The organism is Paenibacillus cremeus (assembly GCF_007786445.1).
Taxonomy (GTDB): Bacteria; Bacillota; Bacilli; order Paenibacillales; family NBRC-103111; genus Paenibacillus_G; species Paenibacillus_G cremeus.
The window spans coordinates 26,402-48,151 of record NZ_VNJI01000024.1; the positions used below are offsets into that span (position 1 = coordinate 26,402).

Sequence of the window (21,750 nt, forward strand, 5' to 3'; positions counted from 1 at the left end):
AGCACGATTTTATTAAGATAACTGGCAATTACCCCCACACGAAGTATGTTATTTGGAAGAGGGAAATGTGATGAAATATTTTGAATACCTCGAAGCTAATAAGAAAAATTTAGTCGAACAGTTAGAACGTATTCTTACGTTGTATCAAGTTCAGCCAGTTGGCAACGGGTATATTGATTGTATTGTAATGAGGGATAATTTGAAGCAGTTTATTCAAGAGATAACTGCTTTAGGGGTACTTATCAGCGATGTCTCTTGGTGGTGTTATGTTGAGCCATTAAACTCTACAGGATGCCCACATGGTATGGGAGGTCCAAAGTCTGATTATTATGATGGTTGGTTCAGTAAGTTGCAGAATGATTTGTATGAAGCAGATAAGGAAAAAGTAAATTCACTTATGAATTTTTTTGATAAACGATTGGTAAACTCAACCAATTCCAGACATTAGAAGATATCGAAAACGCACTTAAAGAGCCTTTCAGATATACTCCTACTGACTATATCGAAGGGAATAAGTGTGTTATGACAGGGATTTGGTTGCTTGTTGTCCAGATGACTGGAAGCGGTATTAAAACAAGATGAAAGAGCAATTTCATTGAAGGGAAGCATATTGATGAATTATATCTTAGTGGAATGGATTCACGACTTGCCAGATGAGCCTTCATTATTGCTGTCCGAACTGGATCAACAACAAAATGAAGTAAGAAAAATTGAAGTATTTCCAAATGGGAAAGTTGGTTATGCTTCATCAGGGTTTGAGGTTGGTGGTACAAGATTATCCATTGAACCAATACCTGATTTAAATGAGATTGCATCTGACCCACAATTTAAGCCAAGATACATAAGCAAAGAGGAATTTGAAAAGTTTTGGAACGAAAATGTAATTAGATAAAACATGGATTTCATTGATTTTTTAAGGTAGGTATTCTACATGCCAAGTACAAGATTGTTAAATGGTCTGCCACACAACCTAATCCAATCTTATATGAGTACCCTCTGCTATCATAAAAAAGGGTATATGGCTGATTGAATTTATAACGCAGCAAAGCTTTTAGCGATAAATGAAGTGGTAATAGACATTATGAATGAAAATATCACTCCTAATGAAATGAATATATCGCCATTATTATTTTACGTTCGACCGCTTAAAGACATTATCTCGAACACCCTAACAGCAAATAAGTTTGATACCAACTTCATTACTTCAGCACACATTTATATCGAAATTAAGGACTTTGATTCAAGAAGCATTTATTGTAAAGCAGAAGTAGCTTTATTCATCAAAGATTACTGAAGAAAAAGCTTACGAACCATTTTTTGATGTTTTTAACGAAATAGGTAGTGATGGGATAATGAATAGGATTAAGAAGCTCATGAGCAAATGGTTATAAAGTCAATAAAGAGATGATTTAATGATCCGCGCCGCTGCAGTTTTGCATGCGGCTTTCTCTGTTTTAGTTTGGTTCAGTTAGGGCGACAATTAGTACGGGGTGAGAACATGCTCTTTATACCATTAATGCCAATGATTGTAAGTATAGGAAAAGAAGCTTTTGACGATGAAAGTTTTATTTATGAGCCTAAGTGGGATGGCTGGCGTATTCTGTTGCATAAGCAAGGTGAGCGTATTGAAGCTTATACACGTTACGGAAATATCGTAACAAGCAAGTTTCCAGAGATAAAGGAAGCTGCGGCGGCAATTAAAGCACATACGGTCATTCTGGATTGTGAAGGCATTTGCCTACGTTGTGGCAGACCTGTTTTTGATGATTTCTCTTATCGCGGCAGATTAAGTAATTCAGCAAGGATCGAGCAGGCGGCCAATACCCATCCGGCAACGTTCGTAGCGTTTGATGTGCTGTATACTGATAAAGAGCATATAAAAGAGCCGTTAATGCAGCGCAAGGAGCGTCTTAATGACATTGTGGTTGATACGCCGGCTCTGACTAAAACAATGTATGTAGATGGTCAAGGTAAGACGTTATTCGCTCTGACAAAGGAAAGGGATATGGAAGGTATCGTAGCGAAGCGGAAGGATTCAAAGTATTACTTTGACAAGAAGTCGCCGGATTGGTTAAAGATCAAGCATTTCAAAACCATTGATGTTATTGTCTTAGGATATAGAACAGAGCCATTTGGACTTGTCATAGGCTTGAATTTTAAGACAATCAAGAACAAGCCAGTGGGCGTTGTTGAGTTTGGATTTAAGTCGGAAGATAAGCAGGCGTTTTTGGCATTCGCACAGCAGTTGCATACAGTTAGGGATCAGAAAACACAATGGATTGAGCCGCGTTTATGTTGCCGGATTGAATTTCTGGAAAGGACAGATATGCACCAATTAAGGACAACGGTATTTAGGGGGTTCTTGACGAATAAGAAGCCTGAAGAGTGTGTTTGGCTATCCTAATTAAGACATAAATATTATAATCAAGTTGTATGAGACTTACATGTAAAGGAGTACATCATGACTATTCCCATTACAACTGTTGAACGAATTGAAAAAGCCATGAAGATGTTCGATGATGAATTAAGAGATAAACCAGATTGGCAAGGTTGGATGAATAAGAAATCCCATAAGTTTGCCATTTTGTGGAAAGATACGTTGTATCAAGTTCAGCCAGTTGGCAACGGGTATATTGATTGTATTGTAATGAGGGATAATTTGAAATTTTTGACTACCTACAAGTATTCAGACATAGTTCCAGATAATGAAGGCTTCGTATTGGTCTTCAAAAATTTTTCGATTAGACAAGTTGTGTTATCCCAATTTTCATTTGGATATTTAATCTGTAGGAGCATTGCGTGTTCTTTTATAACGCAGCAAAGCTTTTCTTCTTGAATCAAAGTCCTTAATTTCGATATAAATGTGTGCTGAAGTAATGAAGTTGGTATCAAACTAACTCTACAGGATGCCCACATTTCATCAGGGTTTGAGGTTGGTGGTACAAGATTATCCATTGAACCAATACTCTGACATTTCAAGCAGACTATTTTCAAGCTCTCTTTCGCCATTGAGATTACGTTCGTTATTGAATCGCTGCAAATTTACCATTCGCCTTATGTACCAACCTATGATGATTAGGACAAAGAATCAAGATATTATCCGGCTTATTGTTTTGTGTCAAAGAAAATTCTTCAATGTGATGCGCTTCAATTACAGATTCCCCATATTCCTCTTTTCCACTAAATCCACATATCTGACAGCTACAAAATGGCAAACTTATGGGATTTCTTATTCATCCAACCTTGCCAATCTGGTTTATCTCTTAATTCATCATCGAACATCTTCATGGCTTTTTCAATTCGTTCAACAGTTGTAATGGGAATAGTCATGATGTACTCCTTTACATGTAAGTTTTCAACTTGATGCTTTGAAAAAATACGGCTGTACCAAGATTTTTATGGAGAAGAAAAGCGGCGCCAAAAGTGACAGGCAGGAATTGAAGAATGCTCTGGAATACATAAGGGAAGGCGACAACCTTGTGGTTTATAAGTTGGATAGGTTGGCGCGATCTACATATGATCTGCACAGAATAGCAAGGGGATTGGAGGCCAGAGGGATTGGCTTGATTTTTATTAAGGAACAGATTGATTTTACGACTCCGGCAGGAAAGCTGATGTTTACTTTGCTGGGGGCTATCGCTGAATTTGAGCGTGATCTAATCAACGAGAGAACGGCGGAAGGGAGAGAAAGGGCAAAAGCACAAGGCAAACATATGGGCCGGAAAGGACAAGATGATAAGCAAGTCAAACAAGCGTTAAGATTGTTTGCGGAGAGAGAATCAAATGGTTTAAGCGTTAATGACATATCAAAAATGACAGGAGTGCCACGATCAACGATATATGCAAAGATAAAAGAGATTGCAGTTGCTGAATGAATACGACAATGAGCTAGGTTGAACCGTCAGAGCATGACTAACGAAGGCAATACAATCCATATAAATGATTCCGGCGCTGCCTTCTGGTGGCGCTGTTTTGTTTGATAAAACAAACGATTGTTTTAATAAGGGGGTCGGGGATAGTTCTTACCGATTTATGGGATTGCTATTTCCAATAAGGGCTAGGCGCTTCTAAGGACAGATTCATAAGAAAATTTTAGATTATGATTAGCGTACTTATGGTAAAGTCAGGTGTAAAGTACTAATCCTTTGATTCGGACTCTTCAGAAGTCGAAGACATACTGGGTTTCAAACTTCCTGCATCAGGATACAAATAAAACGCATGGTGGGCAAATGAACAAGTTGGAAACCACTCACACTCGCGTTCATGGCTATCAGCTGGATGGACTAAGAAAGTAACTTTTATGAACTAATAGTTAGCAGGGAGTAGTATGGAGGAAAGTGACTTTTTAGGAGCCAAGGGTAAGATGTTTTATTTGAGATAAAGAAGAAGAGTTCTTTGCTGTTGAGTTCAAATTAAAACAAGAGTGATATAGTTCACACATTGGAGGAAGGATTATGAATATTTTTTTCGCGTTATCACTTAGCGAGGTGAATTTGAGTTCGATGTTTGCTTACCTTTTGGATAAACGTAGTGATCATGGTTTAGGGGATAGTGTATTAGTTAATTTTATAGAGATAATTGAAAAAAGAATCGGAGAATCATTAAATAAAAGTGAATATGTTTTTAAGATTCTGAAGGAGGTTCCTTATGTTATATCCGGCTTTAAGCGGATTGTTGATATAGAGATCAGAATTACAGAAAATGGAATTGAAAAATATAGGATTGCTATTGAAAATAAAATACAATCTAATAGCGCTGATAAAGACCAATTTAAAGAAGAGTACGAAGGCATAAAGCGAAATGTTCAGAACGATGTAAAAATTGTTATGGTATTTTTAACGCCTGTAAAGGATAAAGGGTCTAAATTGAAAGAAGAGTTTAATACCCTTAAAGATAGTTTATTAGGAACTGACAAGAAGTTATGGATTAGGTGGAATGACAGTATTAGTACTATGCAACGCATTGCTAACAGTGTAAAAAAAGCAGGTGAAGTAATGAAAGCGAATGAAGCAAAAAAAGCGATTGAAGAATCTGGAGCAGTTGAAATGCACTCGATAGTTGATATACTACAAGATATTATCGACCATGGTTCTATGTCTGAATGCGTTAAAACTACCTTAGAAAATTTTATTTTATATATTAAGAAAACGATGAGTTATGGCGAATTGCCGCTATATGACAAAAAGATACAACCTGAAATTCAACAGACAGCAATCGTAATTGTCAGTCGGAAATCTTATTCGATTAACAGATTAAAGTCAAGAGCAATTGTAATTGTTGAAAATAAGAGTGGTAGTAAAGTAGATAATGTTTTAGGAATGCTAAAAAATATTATTGAACAACTGGAATTGGATGTGGCTACTGATTATAAAAATGGAAAACCCAAAGATACATTTACATTAGGAAGAGAGGTATTAAAAGCCTTAACAGGCTCAGCAAGACAAAATGGTCGTTGGATTGCGGCTCTTCAATTACTTGAAGAAACAAATGATTACTTGAGGTATTGAACGCTGGCATTTCTGAAGAGGAAAGATGATCCTATGAATGGCCAAGGTATTCCGACGATAATCAAAAATCGTTTTTTTCAAAATACCCATTGATGGTTCAATTAATGCTCGAAAGCATCCGGCATGAAGTCCTATGAGGAAGAACCTCTTGGACTTTTTTTATGACTCTTGTAATTCATAATTGCTTAGGCATTCAACAGCTGCACTTAACCTGCACGTATTAGGTGATTACATTAATGTAATTTTTATTATTCTAAATTGAAAAACAGAGAGGGGCAATTCTCTAATGATTCTTAAGACGTGTAGTCCAACAGCTAAGATTTGTGCAATGTGTTCGTTTTGGAATGGACAGGCAGGGGGAACACAAGTTAAACCCAAATCAGGAATGATGAATTTTTTTGAATATGATTCAGAAGAGAAAAATATTTGTTATAATAACCATTTTATTAAAAAAGCATGGAACTCTTGTGGGCATTGGAAAAAAAGATACTAGGTTTTTATATGTATGTTAATGTCTAACTTTGTAAAAAAAACATTGCTAATTGATACATATTTAGGTAATATTCTATTAGATTGAACACATCTTGGAGGAGATTATAAAATGTTTCTGAATCGACTAACTACTAATGAAAAGAAAGAAGCTTTTTTAGAGCTGGCTCACCTAATTGCGTTATCTAACGGCATCATTACAGTTGAAGAAGAAAAGTTGCTTGTTCAATATAGAAATGAAATGTACCTAAACAATGAGTATCAGTTTAAGAACCTGGCTTTAAATGAAATTGTGCCAGTTTTTGATGACGAACAAACTAAAAAAGCAGTATTTATAGAAGCACTTTCTCTTGTTTTTGTTGATGGAAATTATGATGATGAAGAAAAACTGACTATTAAACAATTACAAGAGTCTTTTAATTTTTCGGAAGCGCAATACCAAGAATGTAAAGATTGGGTTAAAAAAGTAAATGCAATTTATGAAGAAGGCTATAAATTAGTGTATGCTTAGTGATTTTCCATGTAATGAATGTGGTTTATGTTGTTCAAATATTAATGGCATCTCTGAACTGCAAGATTACGATCAAGGTGACGGCGTCTGTAAGTATTTAAAAGACAACAAGTGCCAGATATATGAAAATCGACCTGAAGTTTGTAGAGTCAATATCATGTATCAGAAGCATTTTAGTTCCACGTTTACTAAGGAAGCTTTTTATATTGAGAATTTAAAAATATGTAGAGAACTGCAAAGTAATTTCGGTATACCTACCAACAAATTAATAAAATTAGACTACATTGATAAAAAACAGGAGTGAATAATTCTATGCCACTACCTTTCCTAGTTGCAGCAGCAACTTCGACAATTGCAAAAAAAGTAGCCACACAAGTTGCGATAAGTGCAGCAACAGCAATAACAAAAAAAATTATTGAAAAAAAGTAATTAATTTGCAAGCCAAATGGGGCGATCTAATGATTGCTCCATTTGGCTTTTTATTAAGTTATTTATATGGCTTCACTAATTGATCTCTGGCCTTTAATGTATACGATAGACTAAGCTCTGATTTTAACCTAATTTAACATGGCTTACGCCACCAACTTAAAAGAGACACTGCGGCACTTTCTTCGCTGTGTCTCTTTTGTGTTTTAACCCAATAATGGTACGACTCAAACACTATTATAAATGTTTTGATTTCTTTTTATTTTGTAATGAACATATCCTTCGCAATTTTACCAATTGTTGCAGTTGAAGCGCCATCAAATGTTGCACCAACTAAGCCTCCAATTAAAGGTACTGCCTTTCCGATATTTACGACACCCGTTTGGCCAAATTTAGTTAGTAGACGAAAACCTACAGCTTGATTAATTTTTGTTATTACTGTGCCTGAAATTTTAGAAATTGCTGATTGAGTAAGTTTAGTGCCAATAACAATGCCAGCTTCTTTTAAAATGTCTTTGGCTCCGTTACCACATAAGCACATGTAAACTAGAGATTTCACTTTATCATCCCTAATATTATGTCCTCCTATGTAAGCAATTGCTGCTATCATGCGGACTTGTACGTACATAACACTGGCTATATTAGCTGGGATTGTTACTGGCATTGCAATTATGCCGCCTAAACCAGATAAGAAGCCTGATGTAGCAGATTTTGATACCTGCCATTTGATTAGTGATTTAATACTTTCTTCTACAGATGTCCCTTTAGCAAGATAATCTCTCGCCATCTCTTCGGCTGAATCCAAGCCAGGGACACCATTAATAGCTTTATCATAAGCCCAATCTAAAGATTTCATAATGACGCTTTGGGTTAATTTTGCCAAGTTAGCCTACTCCTTTATGTATTATTAGTATAATAATACTAGAGGGAGGCTGTACTGTGTGTAATTTTTTGTCGAATGAATTAATCTTTTGTAATAGTAAGGGACTTAGTAAAGAAAGAAACGCAGCCAGTGTGTGTTAGTTTTGATAAAACTCATTATTTTATAAAAATAAAAATGCTGTTATATCAAGGAAAACGGACGGTCGTTTACTCAGATGTTCTGTAGCAACTGGCTTTTAGACTTGGTGTGAGCAATAAAAAGAAGTGTATATATTACTTCTTTATCGCTGATCCAAAAATCAACGCACTACTGTAAGATGACAGAGTCGTTTAGCGCCGGAAAAGCCAGCTAAGTGGCTAAAAGCGAAACGATAGTACATACTTTTCTATTAAATACTATTTTGAATACAATGTACTATTGACCTATTGATAGTTATTTTGCAAGGGGAAAGGATAGCAGCGGTTGTCGATACAAGCTGTAACAAATAACAGCGGCCTTCTAGGAAAAGCTTATCTGCGCTAAAGTCGTTGTGCTACGGCTTGGACAAGGATTTAGTTGTTCAAGGGGATTTGGGAGAGCTTCAGAAGGCAAGTTTTTAATAAGTTTATGGGCTTTGATCTTGTTTAGTATGAGGGTAACTTTTATAATTGAAGAAAGCCAATAAACATTGGCGAAAACACCTACAAATACATAGTGAGATGGGAAGAGTTTACGGTTTAAAAACGTTGTATCCTGCCATCGCAAAAAACACAAAACAATGCCTAGCCGCGTCGAACGCGCCATCCGTCATGCGATTGAAGTCGCTTGGACGCGCGGCAACATCGACAGCATCAGCCATCTGTTCGGATATACGATTAATATCTCGAAAGTGAAGCCGACAAACAGCGAGTTTATAGGGTATGTAGCGGATAAGTTGGGAATTTAGAGTAGAGTATCTATAGAGACGTAGACGTGAACATCCTTGCCCCCAATATACCGACTAGTACCCAAACTTTAATAATTGAGTTTTCTGAAATTCAGCTTAGGCATTCAGAGATCATTTCCCATCAGGCTACTAACTAGAAAACCTTGAGCAATCAAGGTTTTTTCATTTTTATAACCGAATTGAACAATATGATCTTCTTTTCAAAACATACGTTCGCTGACACGATGATGACAGAAGCCTATGTTACATTCTTATCAGAACATGATAAGAGGAGAGCTGAAGATGAACCCATCGATTCAACTGACGCATGCCTGGAACAAAAATTACTGGCCTACGGGAGGCACCGAAAAAGCATTTTTGCTGCTGGAGCTGAAGGGAACAGCAACGATGCAGACAGAACGCGCGTCAATGAACATCTCATTAGTACTGGACCGCAGTGGATCGATGAGCGGGGCTCCGTTGGCATTCAGCAAGAAGGCATGTCAGTATGTTATCGATCAAATGGTATCGGACGATACGCTAAGTATAGTGGTGTTTGATGATGAAGTTACGACGGTTCTTCAGCCTCAGAACATAATGCATAAGGATCTCATGAAGCAACGGATCGAATCTATTCAAACCGGTGGTTCAACGAACTTAAGCGGGGGATTGCTGCAGGGCATTCAATACGTGTTGAAGAGCAAACGGGAGGGCAGCATCAATCGAGTTATTTTACTATCGGATGGCCACGCAAATCAAGGCATTACAGATCCGTTGAAACTTCAATCCATTGTGAAGGAATTTCAGGGTATGGGTGTTGGAGTTACGACAATGGGCGTTGGAGATGGGTTTGATGAAGAACTCATGGAAGGGATCGCAGATAGCGGCGGCGGCAACTTTTACTTTATTGAAAAGCCTGAAGATGTTCCAGGAATTTTTTCAAAGGAATTAACGGGTTTACTGTCAGTTATAGCCCAAAATGTGCAGCTAACCATAAAACCAACGGAAGCAGCAAGCATCACTCATATCTATGGGTACAATGCGGAAGAGTCAGAGCGAGGCCTGATGCTCACTTTGGGAGATGTGTTTGCTCAAGAAACAAAGTCTGTGCTCATTGAGCTGTCTTTATTTCCGTACGCAGTCGGGAAGGGAAGAGCCCTCGAGCTCCAATGGGACTTTGTTGATGTTACGGAAGAGGTTAAGATTTGCACGATGCAGTATGCGATTGAAGCGAACTTTACCAACGACATCGACTTGATCAACAATTCCTCCAATCCTCACATTGAAAAACAAGTTCAAATCACCGAGTCAGCCATGACCATTCAGCACGCCATTGCTGCTTTTGACCTCGGAGACGTGGAAACCGGCAAACAGCTGCTGCAACAGCAAGCTGATGCGATGCTATGTTCCGCTGTTCAATCGGATGATGCCGAACTGCGGGAAGAAGCCCGAATGCTCTACGATCATCTCGAAAATTTTACGTACTCCAGTAATACAAGAAAATCGCTACATGAGCAAAAGTACCGGCAAATGAAAAGAAAGAAGTAGGGTAGAAGGACTCTCCCATTCATAGGTCGAAATAACTATTTATTGCATATTTGACTTGTGATAGGGAGAGACAGCAATGACTGAGCGACTCATACGTTTAATGCGGATCATTAACCTTATTCAGTCTAAGCCGGGAATATTGGCTAGAGAATTAGCCGAGCGATGCGAAACGACCGAACGGACAGTTTACCGCGACCTCGATACGCTATCTGCGATGAAAATCCCGATTTCCAACTTTGGTCATGGGAAAGGCTATGCGTTTATCAGTAACTTTTCTATGTATCCTCTGGATTGGACCGACCAAGAAGCCGTCGCTTTTTCCATGCTGACTTCGGTGGTGGAGCAAAGCAAATCGTTGGTGCCGGATGACTTTTATTCCGCCTATGAGAAGGTCATGGCCGCCCACCGGAAAGAAAAATCAAAACGGGCCGACATTGTGCAGCACGTTGCAGAAGTCATTCAAATGGGTACACCTGCTTACAGTGAGAACGGGAGTACCTTTTTATACGATATCATCCAAGCTACCTTGTCAGAGCAAACCATTCGGACGGTGTACTACACCCAGAGCCGGGATAAAGTATCGCATCGGGACATCGATCCGTATTACCTGGTTCCCAGAGATCACCGCTTTTATTTAATTGGGTTCTGTCATCTAGCTGAAGATATTCGAACATTTAGAATTAGCCGATTCCGTGAGGTTGTACTGTTGGACCAAACGTTTGATAAGAGCGATTTCAACCTGAAAGCCTACCTGAAAAATACATGGTCGATTGAGCGCGGCGAGAATCAGATTCATTTTAAAATCAGTTTTCATAAAGATGTAGCCCGTTATGTGAAAGAAGAGGAGCTGTTTGTTAAGCCTCGAATGACAGACCAAAAGGATGGCAGTTTGCTGTTTGAAGTCACCGTGAACCACGACCGGGAGCTATTGAACTGGTTAAGCCAGTACGGGCCCGATGCGGAAATTTTGGAGCCAAAGTCATACCGCGAAGTTATGCGAGAGAAGCTTGATCGCTGGCGTAAAATGTACCAACTCTAAGCTGACGGAGGGGTTTATCTGACTACTGCTGTAAGACAGAGACAACACGTATATGAAATCGTCCGCAGTTATCCGCTGAAGCGCAAAGTGCTTCTGATGCCTAGTCATGCCCAAGGGCACATGCTGCTTGAACGAGTGAGCCGAGAATTTGGACCTGTGCTAAATACAGAGATCAAGACATTGGAATCGTGGACGCTGGAGCGGGTCAAGCTTCTTCTAACGCAAAACGAGCTAAGTTATCTCACCCCTGCAGAGGCTAGATGGATTATTTGCCGGCTGCTGCAGTTAGAAGCTTCATCGAACGAGAGCTACTTACATGGAATTACGGTCTCGCCGGGTGTAACGGACGTATTTCATCAAGCAATCGTGGATCTGAGGAGCGCTGGTATCGCGGCAGAGCAGTTAAACATCGCAGACTTCGAAAATGAGGACAAAGGCCATTTTGTAAAAAAACTGCTGTATCGATATGAGCAAGAGCTTCAGCGAAAACAACTCGTTGATCTCGCGGGGTTGTTGGGATGGGTTAAACAGCTTCCTTCACTTGGAATAGATGCCGTTATCGTCGTGAATGAAGAGGTTATTCGAACGGACCTTGACCAGCAGCTGTTAATAGCTCTTACTGGCGGGACATACACCACGTTAGCAAAAGAGCCAGTATTTACTGACCCGGAAAGCGAATTTCCAATCGAACAAACAGAGATATTCCATGCCTCAGGCGTTCTTGCGGAAGTCCGTGAAGTTTTCCGTCGCGTTTCGGAAATGTCCATCCCTTGGGATCAGATTGAATTGGTGCTTTCGAATGAGGAGCACTATGCTGGTGCAGTAAATACCATTTCATCTGGAGCGGGGATTTGTTGCACCTATGCAGGTGGCCTGTCCATCGGACTGACAAATGCAGGCAAGGCAGCAAAGCTATTTTTGGATTGGTTGGAGTCGAATTACAACGTAGAGCATTTGTTACTGGCTTTAAAACAGGGATACATTCGTTTAAAGACTAAGCAAAATGAAGCAGATGTAACGACCTTTAGCTTGATTCGGGAGCTAGAGCGCACGGGGATAGGTTGGGGGAAGGAGCGGTATCGACTACTGGAGAAGCGAATTGCAGAGGCATCCGATGAGGAAACCATTTTAAAGTTGCGGCTGTTGAATTCATTCGTTCAGCATTTGTTTAACTTGGTTACGGAAAAAGCTCTATCTTCGGTACAAGGCTTAATCGAAGCGCTTATCGAGTTTACTAGTACATACGCGGTGCTAAAGGATGAAGAAGAACATCAAGTATTAAGCGGGATAAAGGTTCTACAGCAATCGTTGGCAGCGGCTGGGGAGCTCGAAATGGAAACGGCTTTAGTATTTCAATATGTGAGGGAGGGACTGAGCCAGCTACGGATTCGAGTATCTGGCACACCATCCCCAGGGCATATTCATGTAGCTCCTCTTGCTGCCGGCGGACTATCCGGAAGACCCTATACGTTCATTTTAGGGATGGGCGAAAAGAACTGGAAGGTATCTGCACGCCAAGATCCGGTGCTGCTTGACGAGGAGCGGGCTCGTATCCATCCCGCGTTAATCACAGGTATAGGGCGGGTAGGTCGAACACTCGAACAACGTAGCAGAAGGCTTGGCATGATCCACGGAACATGCTTCTTTAGCTTCTGCTCTTATGATCCGACAGAAGGATATGAGCAAGTATCTGCATATGAATTGCTACAAGTGTACCGGATGAAAACGGGCCAACCAAGTACAGATTTTGAAACCATGCTAAAGCAACTAGCTAATGGAGCCAGATATGCTGGGATTGGCAGCCGTCTCGCAATGGATTCAGCTGATGTTTGGATGAGCGCATTGCTTTCCAGTGGTTCTCAAATCAAGGATGGGTCTGAAGCGGTGTATGCACATTATCTGCACATCTCAGATGGGGTAATTGCCGCTGGAGCCAGAAAAGGTACCTCGCTTTCGCCATATGACGGAATACTGGATCCAAGTGCTTACCCAGTAGAAAAACCCGAAGCAGGATTCAATCTAGCGTTTAGTGCAAGCAAGCTAGAGATGTATGCCCGCTGTCCGCTACAGTATTATTACCATGACATCCTTGGTGTTCGGAAAAATGATACTGCTGTTCTTGATCGTTCGAAGTGGCTTAATGCACTGCAGCGTGGGAGCCTTATGCACGACATCTTTAATAAGTATTTGACGGAAATGAAGGAACAAAGAAGGTCAGCTGCTGAGCCTTTGACCCATGATGGTAGCCGTCTAAAAGAGTTGACCGAGCAAGTGATTCAGCATTTCAGAGAGCAAATCCCGGAGCCAAGTGAGCATATATTCCGCAAAGAGTGCGATAGCATTCGAAAGGACGTTAGCAGTTTCTATGTCAATGAACAGCGGAGATCCACAATCCCGGCATATATGGAGCTGCAGCTTCATGAAAGTGAAGAGTCACCAATGCTCTTAGAGCTAAGTGATGAATTGACTTTGCCAATTAGGGGATTTGTGGACCGGGTAGATGCGGTCAGACCCCACCATTACAAAATCTTCGATTACAAAACGGGGAGCCCTCGAAGATATAAACAAAATGAATGCTTCTCCGGAGGCAAGCAACTTCAATTATCGTTATATGGCTTGGCGGTTGAGCAGTGGATGCGGCAAACCGGATTCGACCCGGAAGCCAAAGTAATTGAATCCTCCTATTACTTTCCGACAGAAAAAGGAATGGGGGAAGAAGTTGGTCGGCCGCAGGATCGCCGAAAGGAGCTCACATCCCTAGTCGTAGCCATGCTTGATGCCATGAAGCAAGGGCTATATCCCCCGACAAAGGATCCAAAAAACTGCACCTGGTGTGATTATAAGGATGTGTGTGACAGTCATGCTGAGCAATTTAAAGCGAAACGCGAGCAACCAGACAATGGTGAGAGATTAGCTCGTATCCTGGAGGTGGAACGCTTTGATTAAAGAACAAGATCTGATTCAGGAAGATCAGGAGGCAAGAACACGGATTGAAACTGACCTAGATACGACGTTATTAGTAGAGGCTGGTGCTGGATCAGGAAAGACCACATCCATTGTTAGCCGTATGATCGCTTTGATCAAAACAGGCAAAGCTCAGGTACGGGATATCGCGGCCATTACATTTACAAACAAAGCGGCTTCCGAGCTGATGAGACGTTTTCGAATGCGGCTGGAGTCGGAGTTAGCCAAAGCTTCGGAAGGTTCGCAGGAGCGTACTCGGTTAGAAGAGGCGATTAGGCAGGTTCCGGAAAGCTATATTGGAACGATCCATGCCTTTTGCGGACGACTCCTAAGGGAGCGTCCGATTGAGGCAAAGCTTGACCCTGCTTTTAAAGAAATGGATGAGCAGGAAAACCGTGAGTTTCGTGATCAGTGCTGGGATGAATACTTAGAGATACTTCGTGCTAACGGAGAGGAATCGCGAATTGATGAACTTGCGGCTTTGGAAGTCAACATTGAAGATGTAAAAAGAGCTTATTCTCGAGCAGCCCAGTATGAGGATGTTACGATCATTATAGATAAAACGGTCTCACAGCCTGATTTTAATATTATCCGTGATTCTCTTTTTTCCATGATCGAGGAAGCGGCATGCTACATTCCCTCAGTAGAACCTGAGAAAGACTGGGATGACTTGCAGAAAGCGATTCGTATGGCCAACCGTTATTTACTCAGCAGGGATACGTCCGATGAAATGAATGTATTATCTCTGGCTAAGCTTTTTAACCGTTCTTTAACGGTGAGACAAAACCGGTGGACCGATAAAAGAATGGCGAAAGGATTTGACCAACAGTTTACGGATTGGAAAATTACAACGCTGCAACCGTTCCTACAAGCTTGGAGAGAATACATTCATCCGAAGCTGATCGGTTTTGTGCTTCCTGCCGTTGATTATTACCGTAAACGTAGGTTGGGGGCCGGAAAGCTCAATTTCCAGGATTTGCTTATAAAAGCGGCGGAGCTGCTTCGCAGTGTTCCGGAAGTTCGAGCTTATTTTGGCCGGCGTTATTGTCATTTGTTTGTCGATGAATTCCAGGATACGGACCCAATTCAAGCGGAAATGATGCTGCTGCTCACTGGTGCCAATCCGGAGGAATCCAATTGGCGAAAGCAACGGCCTCGGTCAGGATCCTTGTTTGTCGTTGGCGATCCGAAGCAATCCATCGTGCGCCCATAAGGCGCATCAGTTTTTCTCATTAAGCAGGGAAGTTCCAAGGGTATTGGAACGATGTCAGCCAACTTATCCGAAGGGGAAACCTAACGGGGAGTGTAGCATGTTGGAAAAGCCGTAAGTTGGTGAGCTAACACACCACGACTGAACGGCGAGACATAAAGATAAGTATAAGGATGAAAGCTAAACTGCTTAAAGTCTAGTCCAAGCGGGGCCATGCTTCCCGACAGGAAAGTTAGCTGCTACCTGTTCTCAGTACGGTGACAGTGAATAAATCGAGCACTGCCTCCACCAACCCTATGAATTTATAAATGGAGAATTCAGGGGAATGCCCAATATCTTGAGTACTGACGCGCACCCAGAGAGGTGTTAAAGGACGAAAGGACCATCCGACAACTTATCATGCTTGGACTGATGCGACTAAATGGGGATTACCTAAGTGAGAACGCCATGTTACGGCTATTTCCCACAGGGGAATGAATATCTCATATGGTAACGGAGTCTCCGTAGTAGTCCGAGACAGGGAAAACCTGTTACATGGCGAAGGGAGACAGCTTGTTGGTATAATTTTTTGCAGAAAGGAGCGCAAGGCTCTATGAATTCTAGCGAAACATTATACCTATTGACCAAGATATCTAGTGAGAAACCTGATTATGTGTTCGAAAGGGTTTATCGTCTTTTCTACAACCAAGACTTCTATCTTCGAGCCTATGACAACCTGTATGCAAACAACGGCAGTGGTACAGCTGGTGTTGATGGTGAAACAGCAGACGGCTTCAGTCTTGAGAAGATCAGAAAGTTAATGGAGCTCATGAAGGACGAATCGTATCAACCACAACCGGTTCGGCGGGTATATATTCCTAAGAAAAATGGAAAGAAGCGCCCCCTAGGAATTCCCTCCTTCTCGGATAGAATTATCCAAGAAATATGCAGGATGATCCTTGATGCGATTTACGAACCAACCTTCGAAAATTTCAGTCACGGCTTCAGACCTAATCGCAGTTGTCACACAGCTCTCCACGAAGCAAAGATTAACTTCACGGGAGCAACATGGTTCATTGAAGGGGATATCAAGGGCTACTTTGATAACATATCCCATCACAAACTAATTGCTATCCTGGAAAAGAAAATCAAAGATGCGAAGTTTATCCGATTAATATGGAAGTTTCTAAGAGCAGGTTACCTTGAAGATTGGAAGCACTATGGCACTTACAGTGGTACACCACAAGGTGGAATTGTAAGCCCTATGCTTGCAAACATCTATCTAGATCATTTTGATAAGTGGTTTAACTCCTATAAAAATAAATTCGACATCGGCTCTCCAAAATCTAAGACAGTTTCTAGACTGTATAAGACGCTGGATATGCGGATTGTAAGGGCTAAACGAAAACTTGAGGCTACAAGTGACTCAACCACAATTGAGAGCCTAAATGAATTTATTAAAGAGCAAACCGACCTGCGAAACAATACGCCATATTACACCTTTGAGGAATCGGATTTCAGACGCATTAAATGCATTCGCTATGCTGACGACTTCATCGTCGCAGTTTGGGGGAGTAAGGAACAATGCGAGCAGATCAAACAAGATATCAAGGAATTCATGGCCAAAGAGCTTGAGATCGAATTGTCTGAAGAAAAGACTCTCATCTCATATGCAGAAAATGGCTCTAAGTTTCTTGGTTACTTTATGAAGATTAGAAACGACTGGAACTTCAAGAAGGATAAGAATGGCGTTAGAAGAAGAGTCTACAATGGACGCGTAGAACTCTTTATGCCAGACGACACAATCAGAAATTTCATCACAAAATACAAGATGGTAAAGGATATTAATGCCAAGCAATGGAGAATGCTTCATAACCCGTCCATCATTAACCACCCCGACATAGAGATTGTCGCACTGTATAACGCACGTCTGCGCGGAATCTATAATTACTATAGAATGGCGGCGAACGTTAGCAGATATATGTGGCAGTTAAGCTATGTCATGGAATATAGTTGTCTTGCTACACTAGCAGGCAAATATAAAACCAGCATTGCCACGATTAAGCAGAAGTTCAAGGTAGAAAAGCATTGGGGAATTCCCTACGAAAATAGAAAAGGTCAGACGAAAACCCTCTTTTTCTACAGAGATGGATTTTCAAGGGTAAGCATCCCTTTTAAAATGGCTGACCCTGACCTTCACCCTAACCTCATGCCTTTCTTCAATAACCCGACAAGCCTCCTTGACAGAATTAGAGCAGGTCAATGTGAGCTTTGCGGTACCAACGACTTTAAGCTTAGTTACGAGGTACATCATGTCAACAAGCTCAAGAACCTCAAAGGCAAAGAAAAATGGGAGAAAGTAATGATTGGCAAGAATAGGAAGACCCTCATTGTTTGTCAGGAATGCCACAACAAAATCCATCATGGTGAATAGGTATCGTAGTCAAAATGACAAGTGGAGAGCCGTATACTTGGAGACAAGTACGTACGGTTCGGGGGGGAGTTCTTCGAAACCTGTCACAGGAATGTGATAAGGCGCGGGGTTCTTACCCTACTACCGATTCCGCCGCGCGGACATTTCTACCTATAATTTCGTAAAGCAACGGATAGAGGAGTCCGGAGCGGTACTGCAGTTAACTCGTAACTTCAGGTCGGTGAAAGCGATTGGAGATTTCGTCAACTATGCCTTCGAAAGCAGGTTCATCCCACCTGGGCAGCTTTCAGACTCTCAAGCACCCTTTGTTCGTATGATAACAACACATTCGAATCCGGGCGGAAAGGTTGCGCTTCACGGTGTTTATACTTTGACGGTGCCAAAGCAGGATTATGACCGGTACGATGATATTGCTATGTTTGATGCGCAGCGCGCGGCGCAGTTCATTGCTTGGGCTTGTAGAGGCAAGGTAAGCATTCAGGAGATGATAGAGGGGAAGCCTACCACACGGCCAGCAAGACCCGGTGATTTCATGATTTTGTTGAAGCACAAAGAATATATCGACTTGTATGCCGAGTTACTCGAGCGTTATGGGGTGGCGTCTGACACATCCGGGAGTCTAGCCGTATTCGAGGAGACAAAGGCTTTGTATCAGCTGGCGTTGGCATTATGTAATCCAACCGATCGGATTCCGCTTTTAGCAGTTCTTCGCGGTATGCTCTTTGGGGTCAGTGACGATGCACTATACCACTACCGGAGAGAGGGAGGAAGCATTAGTCTTTATTCTTCTTTGGGGAATGTTTCGGACAAAGGGGCCACTATAGAACAGGCGTTGTGTAAGCTGCGTCAATACGCAACGTGGGTGCGGGAGCTGCCGGCTTTGTCTGCGTTTTCGAAGATTATTTTGGAGCATGGGATGATCCCGGCTGCAGCTGTTAGTGAATCGGGAGCGATCCGCAGCGGCACACTGATGAAATTGTTGGAGGTGCTCCAAAATGATGCTGAAGCAGCTATCGAGTGGCCGATACTCACCAAGAGACTTGGCGCGTTAATGAGGGATGCCGAAAGCATGGAAGCTACCAGTATTTTTGCAGGTAGGGCTGATGCGGTTCGGATTATGAATCTTCACAAGGCGAAAGGGCTCGAGGCGCCTATTGTTATGCTGGCGTGCCCTTGCGGTGAGAAAGATCACAATGCAACCGAGCATATTGATCGAATGGTAGAGCCACCGATCGGGTATTTTACAATCTCAAAGCCAAAGGGCGAGTACCACACAGAAATTATAGCTCAGCCCGTCGGCTGGGGCGCGATTTCCGAAAAAGAACGCGAATACATGAACGCAGAACAAGAGCGTTTGCTTTATGTGGCGACAACTCGAGCAAAGCAGCTTTTAATTGTTAGTCAATATCCTTCGCGGCCGGCTATTGATCCTTGGAGTAATCTTACTGTTTCGATTGGGCGCCAGCCTGAGCTAGAGGCAGTGTCCGTTGACATAGTAAAACGGGAGAAACTGGATGAGCCGACCGATATGGAGTCTCATCTGACCAAGTGGGTGGAAAGAGTGGGACTCTCATCGAAGCCGAGTTATCTAAACGAAAGCGTTACGAGACTCACGAAAACTGCCAGAGATATTACGCTCGAAAGATCCTCAGGAGGCAAAGGGATGGCCTACGGTAGTTTGGTGCATCGATGCTTACAGGCGCTTGGCGAAGGATTAGCACAATCTGATTTAGAGGATTATTGCCAAATGGCTGCAGAGGAAGAAGACGTTGATCCGAACTGGGTGCAGCAGGCAATAGAAACGGTGCTCCATGTAACGGAGAATGAACTATGGAAGCGCAGTATACTGGCACGTCAGCGGTACCATGAGTTTTCATTTGTTCTTGCGAGGTTATCTGATGGTGAAAATGGGGAGGATCTCATTTTTAGAGGTGTGATTGATCTCGTATTCGAGGAAGTTAACGGTTGGGTGATTGTTGATTTTAAGACCGACCGCTATGAAGCCGAAAATGAAGTGAACTTTGTTGAGTTTTACAAGCCGCAGGTACTTGCTTATGTCGATGAGTGGGAACGCACAGTCGGCGGACATGTGAAGGAAGCGGCTTTGTACTTTATTGATAAGCATAGGTATGTAAATATTATTAATTAAAACAATATATGGATTGGATTGATAAATCTATAGACAAAGGGGCCGCCTCTCGGAAATGGCGGTTCCTTTGTCCTTTTGATCGTTTAATACTAAGAGAGTATCGGACAACACATTATTAACGTGACATTGAAGACACGTTAATAAAATAAACAAACATATGTTTGTTTATTTTGCATTAAAATATAACAACTAAATTCGAGATCAACAAAGGCATCTTCTTATGAAGGTGTCTTTTTTCTAGCTGAATAATTCGCAATAATCCTTAGCATGTTTTTTTGGATTACTGTTAACAATTCCATAACCTTATATAAGAACATGTGTTTGGTAATGGTGATTATATCAGACCTCTATTTTACGGTCAATACACTTATTAAGTACAGTGTAAGAAAAGCCATTTTGCGTTAAGCAGCTGAATGTGTTTGTGCGAAGTTCGGTGTGAATAACGTAAATTTCTAAAGGGAATGTTAATGGTTAAAATAACCAGCCCTTTGGAGGAAACCTGATGAAGTGGAAAAATCACTTAATCCTTATGTTCTCACTTATGGTTATTACAATTACAGCTTGTTCGAATAAACAATATGGTGCAAAATCCGCAACTGATCAACAAGAACGAATATTATCACAAGGTGGCGTCCCGCAACAGATTAGTAAAATCAGAAGCGAGTTAAATCAAGCCAAAGCAAACATTTCTACAAACAAAACAGACATCGACACATTGAAAAAGGAGAATGAGACGCTTAAGACACGTTTGAGTGCGGTTGAAAGTAAGTTCACAACTCCTAGCCCGTCTTCAGTACCAGTACCAGTACCAGCACCAACTCCTGGAGTAACACCAACGCCAGGTGAAAAAGCAGTTACTAGAGCCGAGGTGAGTAAATTCCTAGTATTATCTTTAGGTATATATGATGAAAAAGCGCAAGCAAATTTTACAGACGTTCCTATGGATAATGAGTATTACAGCTATATTGCTTCCGCATATAATAATGGACTTATCGATGGTTTAACAAATGGCATGTTTGCTCCAAATAACTCAGTTACAAGAGAGCAATATGCCACAATATTGGCTCGCGGAGTATCTCTTCCGATTCCATCCACCGATCCAAGTATTACGATCAAGGACATTGATACAGGAGTTGCAGCATGGGCTAGTATTTTTGTCCAAGCAGTTGTTAATGCAGGACTTATGGATTTGGATATTTTAATGGCCACATTGTTTTGAAAATGGATATAAGTCAACCGAATATGAAATTAAAAGAACTCAGAACAAAAAATTTGGCTTACCAAGCCGCTAAGAACGGACGCTGACACCTACCCTAAGCACACGGATAAGGCTTCTCAAATTTGATGGATATGAGCAATAGGGAGGGCAAAAGACTTTTCTCAACTCACCAACGCTAAGAAGGGACCGTTATATTACAGCAGTCCTTTTTTTCTTTTTTTCTGAATAATAATATTGATGAAATTCTGTTGACTGACTTCTATTAGCGGTATCGGTGTTGTACCTTACCATATTTAGGGGAAAAAACTAAGTAATCATTATTAAAACTATAACCTTCAAACAGGAGAGTATTGTGATTATTAATTGAATTGTTGCGATAATCTGTTGGATACTTACTTTCTTTTTATTACACTGGGGGTAGTTCATACAAAAGAACTGCATGAGAAGAAAAGCCTGTTGGAATTATCACATGATAGATTCGAGCTTTC

Annotated in this window: 18 protein-coding genes and 2 pseudogenes; 17 read left to right on the forward strand and 3 right to left on the reverse strand. The window is 41.3% G+C overall.

Going from position 1 to position 21,750, the window contains the following annotated elements; genetic code table 11:
- Positions 1 to 70 precede the first annotated feature (70 nt).
- The 4 genes from FPZ49_RS18985 (at position 71) to FPZ49_RS19000 (ending at position 2,836) form a co-directional block, all read left to right on the forward strand.
- Entirely contained in the window at positions 71 to 448 is a 378-nt protein-coding gene (locus FPZ49_RS18985; protein ID WP_144849837.1) for a hypothetical protein, read from the forward strand.
- A 165-nt stretch (positions 449 to 613) separates the two neighbouring features.
- Positions 614 to 892, forward strand: a complete 279-nt coding sequence (locus tag FPZ49_RS18990) for a DUF6881 domain-containing protein (protein ID WP_144849839.1) — start codon at positions 614 to 616, stop codon at positions 890 to 892.
- 606 nt (positions 893 to 1,498) lie between these two features.
- Positions 1,499 to 2,404: an ATP-dependent DNA ligase gene (locus FPZ49_RS18995; RefSeq protein WP_144849841.1), complete on the forward strand. Its 906-nt coding sequence runs from the start codon at positions 1,499 to 1,501 to the stop codon at positions 2,402 to 2,404.
- Positions 2,405 to 2,461: 57 nt separating this feature from the next.
- Complete coding sequence (locus FPZ49_RS19000) at positions 2,462 to 2,836, forward strand: hypothetical protein (RefSeq protein ID WP_144849843.1); 375 nt, start codon at positions 2,462 to 2,464, stop codon at positions 2,834 to 2,836.
- A gap of 187 nt (positions 2,837 to 3,023) precedes the next feature.
- Here FPZ49_RS19000 and FPZ49_RS37505 read toward each other — a convergent pair whose 3' ends face one another.
- Both FPZ49_RS37505 and FPZ49_RS36875 read right to left on the reverse strand, forming a co-directional pair.
- Entirely contained in the window at positions 3,024 to 3,215 is a 192-nt protein-coding gene (locus FPZ49_RS37505) for an HNH endonuclease (RefSeq protein ID WP_186445913.1), read from the reverse strand.
- On the reverse strand, positions 3,202 to 3,330 hold the full coding sequence (locus tag FPZ49_RS36875; RefSeq protein WP_261381488.1) for a hypothetical protein: 129 nt from the start codon (positions 3,328 to 3,330) through the stop codon (positions 3,202 to 3,204). The genes FPZ49_RS37505 and FPZ49_RS36875 overlap by 14 nt, the downstream gene beginning before the upstream one ends.
- Before the next feature lie 38 nt (positions 3,331 to 3,368).
- On the opposite strand from FPZ49_RS36875, the pseudogene FPZ49_RS19010 reads away from it, so the two are divergent.
- The 5 genes and pseudogenes from FPZ49_RS19010 to FPZ49_RS37510 form a co-directional block, all read left to right on the forward strand.
- Positions 3,369 to 3,875: pseudogene (locus tag FPZ49_RS19010) on the forward strand (recombinase family protein); the annotation flags it as partial.
- A gap of 579 nt (positions 3,876 to 4,454) precedes the next feature.
- Positions 4,455 to 5,507, forward strand: a complete 1,053-nt coding sequence (locus tag FPZ49_RS19015; RefSeq protein ID WP_144849847.1) for a PD-(D/E)XK nuclease family protein — start codon at positions 4,455 to 4,457, stop codon at positions 5,505 to 5,507.
- Between the two features lie 286 nt (positions 5,508 to 5,793).
- Entirely contained in the window at positions 5,794 to 6,000 is a 207-nt protein-coding gene (locus FPZ49_RS19020; RefSeq protein WP_144849849.1) for a hypothetical protein, read from the forward strand.
- Between the two features lie 108 nt (positions 6,001 to 6,108).
- Positions 6,109 to 6,507, forward strand: a complete 399-nt coding sequence (locus tag FPZ49_RS19025) for a hypothetical protein (RefSeq protein ID WP_144849851.1) — start codon at positions 6,109 to 6,111, stop codon at positions 6,505 to 6,507.
- Positions 6,500 to 6,811, forward strand: coding sequence for a YkgJ family cysteine cluster protein (locus FPZ49_RS37510; RefSeq protein WP_144849853.1), 312 nt, complete (start codon positions 6,500 to 6,502; stop codon positions 6,809 to 6,811). Before FPZ49_RS19025 ends, FPZ49_RS37510 begins: the two co-directional genes overlap by 8 nt.
- Positions 6,812 to 7,192: 381 nt before the next feature.
- Here the strand turns inward: FPZ49_RS37510 and FPZ49_RS19035 are convergent, their stop codons facing one another.
- Positions 7,193 to 7,816: an EcsC family protein gene (locus FPZ49_RS19035; protein WP_261381489.1), complete on the reverse strand. Its 624-nt coding sequence runs from the start codon at positions 7,814 to 7,816 to the stop codon at positions 7,193 to 7,195.
- A 719-nt stretch (positions 7,817 to 8,535) separates the two neighbouring features.
- Between FPZ49_RS19035 and FPZ49_RS19040 the strand changes: the two are divergent.
- The 8 genes and pseudogenes from FPZ49_RS19040 to FPZ49_RS19080 all read left to right on the forward strand — a co-directional run.
- Positions 8,536 to 8,741: pseudogene (locus tag FPZ49_RS19040) on the forward strand (sporulation initiation factor Spo0A C-terminal domain-containing protein); the annotation flags it as partial.
- 282 nt (positions 8,742 to 9,023) lie between these two features.
- Positions 9,024 to 10,268, forward strand: coding sequence for a vWA domain-containing protein (locus tag FPZ49_RS19045; RefSeq protein ID WP_186445914.1), 1,245 nt, complete (start codon positions 9,024 to 9,026; stop codon positions 10,266 to 10,268).
- A 76-nt stretch (positions 10,269 to 10,344) separates the two neighbouring features.
- Positions 10,345 to 11,307 carry a helix-turn-helix transcriptional regulator gene (locus tag FPZ49_RS19050; protein WP_144849857.1) on the forward strand — a complete coding sequence of 321 codons (963 nt, stop codon included), beginning with the start codon at positions 10,345 to 10,347 and terminating at the stop codon, positions 11,305 to 11,307.
- Between the two features lie 180 nt (positions 11,308 to 11,487).
- Positions 11,488 to 14,253 (forward strand): PD-(D/E)XK nuclease family protein, encoded by a 2,766-nt coding sequence (locus FPZ49_RS19055; RefSeq protein WP_222429927.1) that lies wholly within the window; start codon positions 11,488 to 11,490, stop codon positions 14,251 to 14,253.
- Positions 14,246 to 15,484: a UvrD-helicase domain-containing protein gene (locus FPZ49_RS19060; RefSeq protein WP_144849861.1), complete on the forward strand. Its 1,239-nt coding sequence runs from the start codon at positions 14,246 to 14,248 to the stop codon at positions 15,482 to 15,484. Before FPZ49_RS19055 ends, FPZ49_RS19060 begins: the two co-directional genes overlap by 8 nt.
- Before the next feature lie 589 nt (positions 15,485 to 16,073).
- Positions 16,074 to 17,894, forward strand: coding sequence for a reverse transcriptase domain-containing protein (locus FPZ49_RS19065; RefSeq protein ID WP_144849863.1), 1,821 nt, complete (start codon positions 16,074 to 16,076; stop codon positions 17,892 to 17,894).
- A gap of 220 nt (positions 17,895 to 18,114) precedes the next feature.
- Positions 18,115 to 20,043 (forward strand): UvrD-helicase domain-containing protein, encoded by a 1,929-nt coding sequence (locus tag FPZ49_RS19075; RefSeq protein WP_144849865.1) that lies wholly within the window; start codon positions 18,115 to 18,117, stop codon positions 20,041 to 20,043.
- Positions 20,044 to 20,545: 502 nt separating this feature from the next.
- On the forward strand, positions 20,546 to 21,262 hold the full coding sequence (locus FPZ49_RS19080; RefSeq protein ID WP_144849867.1) for an S-layer homology domain-containing protein: 717 nt from the start codon (positions 20,546 to 20,548) through the stop codon (positions 21,260 to 21,262).
- Positions 21,263 to 21,750: the final 488 nt, after the last annotated feature.

Bases quoted from the DNA above. Each gene is read 5' to 3' on its own strand.
- FPZ49_RS19015 (WP_144849847.1), top strand. From the start codon at position 4,455: ATGAATATTTTTTTCGCGTTATCACTTAGCGAGGTGAATTTGAGTTCG.
- FPZ49_RS19020 (WP_144849849.1), top strand. From the start codon at position 5,794: ATGATTCTTAAGACGTGTAGTCCAACAGCTAAGATTTGTGCAATGTGT.
- FPZ49_RS18990 (WP_144849839.1), top strand. From the start codon at position 614: ATGAATTATATCTTAGTGGAATGGATTCACGACTTGCCAGATGAGCCT.
- FPZ49_RS37510 (WP_144849853.1), top strand. From the start codon at position 6,500: ATGCTTAGTGATTTTCCATGTAATGAATGTGGTTTATGTTGTTCAAAT.
- FPZ49_RS19000 (WP_144849843.1), top strand. From the start codon at position 2,462: ATGACTATTCCCATTACAACTGTTGAACGAATTGAAAAAGCCATGAAG.
- FPZ49_RS19065 (WP_144849863.1), top strand. From the start codon at position 16,074: ATGAATTCTAGCGAAACATTATACCTATTGACCAAGATATCTAGTGAG.
- FPZ49_RS36875 (WP_261381488.1), bottom strand. From the start codon at position 3,330: ATGACTATTCCCATTACAACTGTTGAACGAATTGAAAAAGCCATGAAG.
- FPZ49_RS19050 (WP_144849857.1), top strand. From the start codon at position 10,345: ATGACTGAGCGACTCATACGTTTAATGCGGATCATTAACCTTATTCAG.
- FPZ49_RS18995 (WP_144849841.1), top strand. From the start codon at position 1,499: ATGCTCTTTATACCATTAATGCCAATGATTGTAAGTATAGGAAAAGAA.
- FPZ49_RS18985 (WP_144849837.1), top strand. From the start codon at position 71: ATGAAATATTTTGAATACCTCGAAGCTAATAAGAAAAATTTAGTCGAA.
- FPZ49_RS19025 (WP_144849851.1), top strand. From the start codon at position 6,109: ATGTTTCTGAATCGACTAACTACTAATGAAAAGAAAGAAGCTTTTTTA.
- FPZ49_RS19045 (WP_186445914.1), top strand. From the start codon at position 9,024: ATGAACCCATCGATTCAACTGACGCATGCCTGGAACAAAAATTACTGG.
- FPZ49_RS19080 (WP_144849867.1), top strand. From the start codon at position 20,546: ATGAAGTGGAAAAATCACTTAATCCTTATGTTCTCACTTATGGTTATT.